General features: G+C 54.1%; 6 protein-coding genes. All 6 read right to left on the bottom strand.

The window, feature by feature from the left end:
• Window positions 1–1,655, bottom strand: a 1,655-nt coding sequence (locus tag QVO97_RS11590; protein WP_288189750.1) for a DVU_1551 family NTP transferase, incomplete at its 3' end; no start/stop codon positions are given.
• A gap of 11 nt (window positions 1,656–1,666) precedes the next feature.
• Complete coding sequence (locus QVO97_RS11585) at window positions 1,667–2,068, bottom strand: NifB/NifX family molybdenum-iron cluster-binding protein (protein ID WP_022360477.1); 402 nt, start codon at window positions 2,066–2,068, stop codon at window positions 1,667–1,669.
• Between the two features lie 130 nt (window positions 2,069–2,198).
• On the bottom strand, window positions 2,199–4,088 hold the full coding sequence (locus QVO97_RS11580; protein WP_022360476.1) for a DVU_1553 family AMP-dependent CoA ligase: 1,890 nt from the start codon (window positions 4,086–4,088) through the stop codon (window positions 2,199–2,201).
• 29 nt (window positions 4,089–4,117) lie between these two features.
• Window positions 4,118–5,608: a radical SAM (seleno)protein TrsS gene (gene trsS / locus QVO97_RS11575; RefSeq protein ID WP_022360475.1), complete on the bottom strand. Its 1,491-nt coding sequence runs from the start codon at window positions 5,606–5,608 to the stop codon at window positions 4,118–4,120.
• Between the two features lie 169 nt (window positions 5,609–5,777).
• Window positions 5,778–6,020 carry a DVU_1557 family redox protein gene (locus tag QVO97_RS11570; RefSeq protein ID WP_288189748.1) on the bottom strand — a complete coding sequence of 81 codons (243 nt, stop codon included), beginning with the start codon at window positions 6,018–6,020 and terminating at the stop codon, window positions 5,778–5,780.
• Complete coding sequence (locus QVO97_RS11565) at window positions 6,020–8,317, bottom strand: pyridine nucleotide-disulfide oxidoreductase/dicluster-binding protein (RefSeq protein WP_022360473.1); 2,298 nt, start codon at window positions 8,315–8,317, stop codon at window positions 6,020–6,022. The genes QVO97_RS11570 and QVO97_RS11565 overlap by 1 nt, the downstream gene beginning before the upstream one ends.
• Window positions 8,318–8,393: the final 76 nt, after the last annotated feature.

Genomic DNA, 8,393 nt, shown 5'->3' with positions numbered 1-8,393 from the left:
CGATACCGCCGTTCCACGCCCGCCAGCGCCTCCGGGTTATCCTTAAATTTCTCCCGTTTTGCCGCAAACCGTTCTTCGATCGTTACACGCCGTTCTCCCTGTACCTGCTTGTCCGCCAGATACACGATCAGGCTTTCATTCAGATATCCCAGCTTTTCCTCCGGCAGATCCATATGATCCGCAACGATATCCGCGATCCCGGTATGTCCCAGAAGCCGCAGCCATCCCGCCCCTGTCTCCGGATGTTCGGGGTATGCTTTAGCGATGTCGTGAAGAAGCGCCGCCGCGTAGATTTTATATTTATCGATTGGGGGGCTTTTGTATGTCATCTCCACACACGTTTCCGCCCTATGCTTTAGAACTCTATCTGCCAATTCCACGGCCAGCTCCGCAACCACCCGGCTATGGCGCACCGTCGCCTCCGGCGTGTGAAACCATGCAAGCAGACGTTCACACTCCTCTTTGTCCGGGACAGGACGTTTTCTCTCCCAATCACGCAATTTCTGAAACTCTTCCTGTGTATCCGCATCAAACGCACAGCCCGGATCCGGCACATCCAGGGGAATCCGGCGGATTTCCGGCTGTTCACAGGCGCCTTTAAGCCCCATCGTTCCGTCATGCTGCAGCAGTTTTTCGATCACATCTGCACGGATCAGGAGCGGATGCCCCGGTGTTTTCTCATACTCCGGGAGATAGACATCCCCATCGCCTTCCGCAAACCGGTATTTTTCATATTCCAGCGTAAATAGCGTAAACAGCGGCACATCCACCGGGAAAAAGAAAATGCCATCCAGCGTCTCTTTTCCTGCCGTTTTCCGCTTTTCCTTATAATAGGAAAGCCCCAGGCAGACGGAATCAAACATTTTCGTCTCCGCATACGCCGGATTGTGGATGAAATGGATTCCCGGTCCCGCAGCCGCCGCACGTATATCTTCCGCCCGGCGTCCGGTAATGATCGTGATTTCATGTACGCCGCACGCCCGCAGCGTCTGTATCTCACGTTCCAGGACCGTCTGGGCGCCAAGTTTCATGAGCGGTTTGAAATCCCCCATCCGCGAGGATCGCCCCGCCGCCGAGATCAAGGCGTCAAATACATAATCCTTTCTTTCATACACCTGTCCGTAGCCAAAGGGAATCTGCAGAAGTTCTGCCTTTTTCCGCTTCTCCCAGCCGCTGATCAGTGTCCGGAACCAACCCGCGTGCCCGATTACCAGAATATCGCCCCGGCTCTTCATCCGGAGTTCATTCCAGGTTGTCCTGGCGCGCCCTGCACAATCCGCAAAACTCTCTCCCTGCGGCGGTCGGAAATCGTACATATCTGCCCCTCGTGCCACATACTCCGCTGGAAACTGTTCCCGGATTTCATCGAAGGAATGACCATCCCATTCCCCCATGTCAATCTCCGCCAGACCATCTACGACCTCAATCGGAATACTTCTGTCAATCACTTCCTGCAGGATCGCGGCTGACTCCCGGCAGCGCTTTAACGGGCTGGTATAAATCTTTTCAATTCTGCGTCCCGCAAATGTCTCCCCCAGCACCCGAATCTGTGTCCGCCCTTCCTCTGAAAGCGGCAGATCCGTCCGCCCGATGCAATATTTCCGTTCATCTGGAAATTCCGGCTTCCCATGCCGGATCAAATAAATCGTCCGCATTCTGTCCTTTCCTAGTGCTCGTGTTCCTCTTCTTCCCCACACTCGCAGCTGAAATCATGGCTGTGTCCAAATGGTCCCGGTCCGCCGATGTAGTCGCGGATCAGCTCCAGTTTATAACGGTTCATATAGCTATATGCCTTCTGAACCGTATGCCCGCTTCCCAGATAACGGGTCACGCCCGCCTTTACCAGTATCTCAAACGGTTCTTTCTCGATCGGTCCGCAGATGACTGCCTCACAGTCATGTTCTACCACCTTCTTCGCAAATACCAGATTGTCCGGATCCTGTTTTCCATAGACATGGAAAATCTGGTTCTTGTCCGCGTCAATAATCATCAAAAACGGACTCTCCTTAAAAGTCGCCGGTACCAGTCCGTCGATCTCCTCTGTCTCTGATGCAATCGCTATGTTCATTTTTTTCTCCTTGTTCTTGTCAAATTTTACTGATTTTTTTCAAAATTTCTCGATTATTTTTAATTTTATGATACTGCAATTAAAACTTATCGTCAAGTTTTTCATGATATTGAATTTTACCACTCATTTTTCATTTTTCCTCGATGATCAGCCGCCTTTTTCCCGAACCGATATAGGGGGAAATTTCTTTTTCTATCACAGAAACGGTCAGGCAGTTCCCAAAGTATTCCGTTAATGCTGCTTTGACATTTTTCACTCTGCTTCCTACCGCATCTGCATAACCCGCTTTCTTCATAACAGCCACCGTCAGATGCTTCTGCGCCGCATTGTAAGATGCCTGAAAATCTTCCACCTCATCCAGGGCAAATAAAAGCTCATCTAATAGGTGCATGGAAAGTACTTTGCCGCCGGACAGCCGGACGCTGTCATCCAGCCGTCCCTCAACCTTATCAAGTCTGGGCTTTAAACATCCGCAGGCACACGGTTCTGCAATCATCCGCCCCAGATCGCCGGTCCGATAGCGCACAAGCGGCATTCCCCGCCGCCGAAGCGTTGTCAGAACCAGCTCGCCGTATTGCCCTTCCGGAACCGGCTGTCCCGTCTCCGGATCCAGAATCTCAATCAAAAGGTCCCTGTCCCGCAGATGGTAACCCGCGCGCGCCCCACACTGTACGCCGCCGCCGTAACCAGTTTCCGTCATCCCCCAGTGTGTAAAGACCCGGCAGTTCCATGTTTTTTCCAAAAAACGCTGCACGCTGACCGGCACATAATCAGCACTTAAAAGCACTGTTTTCGGGCGGAGCCCCGGCGCATGGGCCGCCAGCGCATACATCTGGCTTGGGACACCGATCAGGCAGTCTGCCCCCTCGCCGTCCCGCGCTGCCGCTTCCATATCGTGAATCAGTCCATGAACCTTCGTCTCCACCTGAATGCGCCCCAATCCTTCTTTTAAAAGTCCTCCAATCGAAAAAAATCCCGGTCCTTCCATATAAACCGTGACCCGATCGCCTGGCTTTACCATGTACTGCATCCCTGTTTCAAAGAAATCCGCCGTCTGCATCAGATCGTCTTCGGTAAAAAACAGGCGCTTCGGTGCCCCTGTACTGCCGGAGGTTTTCAGCGTGATGATCCGCGCGATCTCCTTGGCTGGAACACATAAAAATGTTTCCGGCTCCGCTTTCAGTTCCTCCGAGGTTGTGAGGGGAAGTGTCCGGAAATCCGCCCATGAAAACGAATCCGGCGCGAGCCGTACATCGGAACCTGCCATTTCCCCAAGCTGTCCCCAGACGGATGTAAATTTCTTCTGATAAAATGGACTTTTCTCCTTTACATACGAAAGTGTCCGCCATAACCCGGACGGCTGCGCCGCTGTAATAAAATAACCGCAGCCCGCTTCTTTTAAAATCTTCCGTTCCGCCCCCAGCGCCGCGCAGACGGATTCCAGATTTCCATCAAAGATCTGCTGCCCAATCCACTCCGCCAGTGTCCCAGACACATCCTGCATATTTGCAAGCGCAAAACCCGCATCTGCTATCCGGTCACGGATTGTTTTAGCGGACTCCAGCCGTCCCAGCATCCCGTCTAAGAAAAGCTCTTTTTTCCGGGCATACATATCGCTCATCAAAAGCCATCCCTCCGGCTTTAACACCCGGTACGCCTCCTGGAGCGCCGCCGCCGGTTCCGCAGCTTTGGAACAACTGCATTCCATCAGAATGATATCTGCCGTCTGATCTGGATATGGCAGTTTCTCCGCACATCCAGTCTCTATCCAGCCAGGTTCATGCACATCCGGATTCTTATCCAAGCCGGAAATCTGCCAGCCCGGGCAATGCTCAGAAAGCCATCGCATCGTGCCGCCGGTTCCGCAGCCGATGTCGATGACGCGAAGCGGCACTGCAGGGTCTGTAGACTCCGTCTCTGCCGCTCCCGCCTCTGGTATCTCAATTCCCGCAAACTGGAACATCTGCCTCGTCAGCGCAAATCCGCCCGGTCGGCAGAGACTGTACTCATTTGTATCCATTTTTTGCACCTCTCCTTTCTGCGCTTCTATTATCTGCCTCTTTCCATCGGAGACAAGTAGTATGCACAGAACGGAATCTTCTTCCCGTCTTTATACACATGCAGGCTGCACTGGCGCAGGCGCTCGATATCGAGATTTCCGGCATCCTGAAACGCCATGGATGTGATCGTGAAGCCGTGGCTTTTTGCACGCTTTAAGAAGTCCTCCATATTTGTTATGTCAACTGATTCTTCTTCACAGCAGCAGGATTCTGGTTCGGGCTGAGTTCCGCCACAGCAGCAGCTTCCTGGTTCGGGCTGTACTTTCTCCAACAGATACGCATCTGCATTGGCATCGCAGCAGCAGCTTTCTTTTTCCGGCTGACTTTCTCCACAACAGCACGTCTCTTCCAGATCGCGCCGTTCCCAGCGGCGTCCGACAAATTCACGGTTCTTCTCCGCCGGATCCGGACCGCAGCAGCAGCCTTCGCCCTCCGGTTCTGCCTCGGTTTTTCCACTATAATTTGTCAGCGGCATCAATTTATCCCCAGGCATCACGATGAAATCCCCGTGGAACCCACACATCGGGTGATCGCAGCAGGATGGCGCGATCTGTTCCTCTTTGATAAGCCCGCCGCTCTGGCTGACAACCGCCTCCAGAAGCTCATCCAGCGTATAGCGGTCATCATCCGCCGGAAGCTCCGGGATACGTCCAAAATAGCTGACCGGCTGGAAATGCACGCCGCGCACATACGGCGACCGCTGAATGGCAAACCGGATGATGTCCCCGATCTGCTCCGTATTGACGCCCGGAACAATGACCGGAACAAGCGTCACGCCGATTCCATACCGGCCGCACTGCTCGATCGCCCGTTTTTTCACTTCCAGCATCGGGCGGCGGCGCAGTTTTTCATATACGGCATCGTCCACGCCGTCAAACTGCATAAATACAAACGAAAGTCCCGCATCCGCCAGACGCTTTACAAACGCCTCGTCCTCCGCCAGGCGCAGACCGTTGCTGTTTAACTGCACATATTTACAGCCAACCTGCTTCGCATACGCCACGATCTCCGGCAGATCGTCCCGCACTGTCGGTTCCCCGCCGGAAAGCTGCAAAAGTGTCTTTCCCGGCTCCGTCAGATCGTCGATCCACCGTTTTACCGTGTCTAAGGACAGATCCTGCGTCCCGTCCGGCTCCGCAAAACAGAAGGTACAGTTCATATTGCACCGCGCTGTGATCTCCAGCAGGGTACAGCAGGTGGCGCGCCTGTGCTCCGCACACAGACCGCAGCCCGCCGGGCAATTTAGATTTTCATTTTCTCCCACCGCCGGACGTTCCCCGCGCCAGTCGGCAAACTTGCGCTTATTTCTCCAGATTACACTGGAAAATGTCCCGTGCTCCGGGCAGGTTTTTACCAGATATATCTGCCCGTCCCGCTCTTCCCGCTTTGCCGGAATGCGTTTTAAACAAACCGGGCAGACACTGTATGTATAGCGCATTTCTTCCGGCAGGACACCTCTGTCCTGTACGTTCATTACCATCGTCTTTCATCCCCTTATCTCAATTCATTACAGTTCTCCCATGATGCAGCCAGCCGCAAATGGGCTGTGTTCTCATGTTCACACATGGCAAATCCCCGCAGCCAGCCTGTCTCACCTATCCTTTTCAGATCCAAAAGCATCTCTCATGAATCATACTTATATCTACTATCTACTTATCTTCCAGCTCTCTCTCCACATCCGCCATACGCCCTTTTACCAGCGCTTCCGGCAGATATACCTCGCCGCACTTCGGGCAGCACAGGATCTCGGTGTGGAAATTGTGCCCCAGATAGTCAAAAAATGTGGATTTCGGCACCATCTCCACCTGACACCGGCGGCAGATAACTTTTTTCTCCAACGCCTCTTTGATCCGCTGATCTCTTCCGCCTCCATCGATCGTCGGCATACTCATCACTCTCCTTCCAGATTCATGCGGTGGCTGTAGCCATTCCAGAGCTTATAACCGCCGTCCGGCAGCACCTCGTACTCTGCCCAGTAGGTCATATGCTGGATCTTTAGATGCCCGATCCGATGTCCCGTCTCCGGGTCGATGATGCCGCGGTCTTCCCGCTCACAGTGTTCAATGACCTGTTCCATATCTTCGATCAAAATCTGGCTCGCTGACAATTTGCGTTCCAGCTCCTTCTCAACTTCTAATTTCATATGTGTTTCCTCTTCGATCGTCTCATTCCAGTACGTCTTAAGCAGTTCCCGTTTCGCCGCCAGGCGGTTGTGCCAGCGCTCCGTCACCGTCGCCGCCGGGCGCCCCGCGCCATTTAACCAAAACAACAGGTCGAGGATATGAACCGCCTCCTTACCCTGTCCGGCAAAGGACTCCCGGCAGTTGACGCAGTAGGTCACATACGGCAGTTCCTCCTCTTTTGCACGGGAAGTTGTCATATAGCTTGTGTGGCTCGGAGAAGCAATCCCGATATGCCCGCCGTATCCGCAGCAGCGCGCTTTTTTCCCGTCATACGGCAGATTTTCCCATGTAATCCCTGCTGCATCCGCCAGATGGCGTACACTCTCCTGCAATTCCGGGTAATAGCGGCTGGCGCAGGGATCAAACAAGGCATACGACTGCGCTTGCTGGGCACTTCCTGCTTCCATTTCACCCTTTTCAGCATTGTCCGGTTCCAAAGCAGCATCTTTCTCCACGCCCCACTCTTCCATCACTTCCGCCAGAAAGACAACCGGAAGCTCCGGCAGGTATTCTTCAAACATCTTCCGGCAGTTCGGGCATGCTAAAACCACTGTCGGTTCGCCAAGCTCTCTCCACTGCCGCCGCATTTCCTCCAGATGTGCCGCGTGGATGTCTACTTCGCCTGCCCACTCGGCAGGCGCACCGCAGCAGGTCATCCAGATCGCCGCATCCGGCTTTTTGGAACGCAGCCACTCATACGTCCGCGTCACATAGCGCGGATCCGAACCGGCGAGCTGGCATCCCGGAAAGAATGCATAGGAACTCTTCTTAACATTCTCCGGTTTCCGCGTAAGCCCCGCTTTTCCGGAGGCATATGCCATGTCGCGCAGCCAGAAATCGTGGAATGGCCACGGCATCGCGCCTTTTTTTTGCATTGCCCGCATACTGTCAAGCAGAAACTGGCTGAAATCGATATGCTGCGGACAGACTTCCTTGCAAAGCCCGCAGTGATCGCAGGTGCTGATCAGCCTGGTCGCCCACGTACCATCACGCGATAACGTGCCGGGATGAATTGTTATGTAAACCTCTTCATACAGGCGGCGCGGTGTTTTCTCATGCAGGCGCATCAGATCACAGGCACGCATACAGGCATCACACGAACACTTCTGGCAGCGCGTGATCTCCTGCATCGCCTCTTCCTCCGTATACGATTCCCCGTTTGCCGGAACCACCCGATCGGCACGCTCGATCCCATTCGTTTGAAGATTTAAAAGTGTCCCTTCCTTTCGAAATGGCTCATTCATGCCGCCCGTTTTCAGATACCGTTCGATCGCAAGCGAAACCGCCAGCCCATCTGCCAGCGCCTTCATGCTGTCGCCGCCTGTCAGGGAACCTCCAATGAAAACGCCCGGTGTCCGGGTTGCAAATGCGCCGTCCGGAGCCATTTCCAGACCAAAGTCAGCGCCATCTGCCCCAGTTGCCACATACACGGCATCATAGTCCGCCCGGAGTGCCTCCAAATCCGCTACCGTTTCACCGAGATGGCGTGAAAATTCCTCAAACTGGAACTGTGCCTCGATCTCCGCATCAAATTCCTCCGGATCCATCTGGTTTCTCGCCTGACCGCCCAGAACCATTTCCCGCTCATAAACCGTTACCTCGTACTTTTTATTGCAGAGACGCAGTGCACAGCCAAGCCCCGAAAGACCGCCTCCGACGATCGCGATCTTTTTTCCTTTCGACGGCAGGTTATACGCATTCGGTGCCTTCCGCTTCGCGTACTCGACCGTCGCCCGCTCTAAAAGCCCGATCGCGATCCCGCCGTCCAGCTTCGCACGCAGACATGCCTTCTCGCACGGATGGCTGCACAGCTTCGACACAATATCCGGAAATCCCACCGTATTCTGATAGGTCCGGTACGCCGCGTTGAAACGTCCCTTTTTCCACTTTTCTTCCAGCCCCTTGATATCCAGCCGGAACGGACAGGCTGCCTGGCAGAACGGCNCAGGCTGCCTGGCAGAACGGCGGCTCGTTCTGATGGCATTTCTCCGCCAGCGTCTTCTCAAAATCTTCCAAATAGCTCACAGGGCGGACCTCCCTTCTTTTCTCCTGCATTTATCGTTACTGTTCACGCATACGTGC

Origin of the sequence: Clostridium sp. CAG:43, assembly GCF_000434655.1 — a bacterium.
Lineage (GTDB): Bacteria > Bacillota > Clostridia > Lachnospirales > Lachnospiraceae > Otoolea > Otoolea fessa.
Note: the sequence above shows the minus strand (reverse complement) of the source record. Positions and strands in the feature narration are given on the sequence as shown.

What these genes read in the sequence shown, in the direction of transcription:
- QVO97_RS11585 (WP_022360477.1), bottom strand. Translation starts at nt 2,068, where the DNA reads ATGAACATAGCGATTGCATCAGAGACAGAGGAGATCGACGGACTGGTA.
- QVO97_RS11570 (WP_288189748.1), bottom strand. Translation starts at nt 6,020, where the DNA reads ATGAGTATGCCGACGATCGATGGAGGCGGAAGAGATCAGCGGATCAAA.
- trsS (WP_022360475.1), bottom strand. Translation starts at nt 5,608, where the DNA reads ATGGTAATGAACGTACAGGACAGAGGTGTCCTGCCGGAAGAAATGCGC.
- QVO97_RS11580 (WP_022360476.1), bottom strand. Translation starts at nt 4,088, where the DNA reads ATGGATACAAATGAGTACAGTCTCTGCCGACCGGGCGGATTTGCGCTG.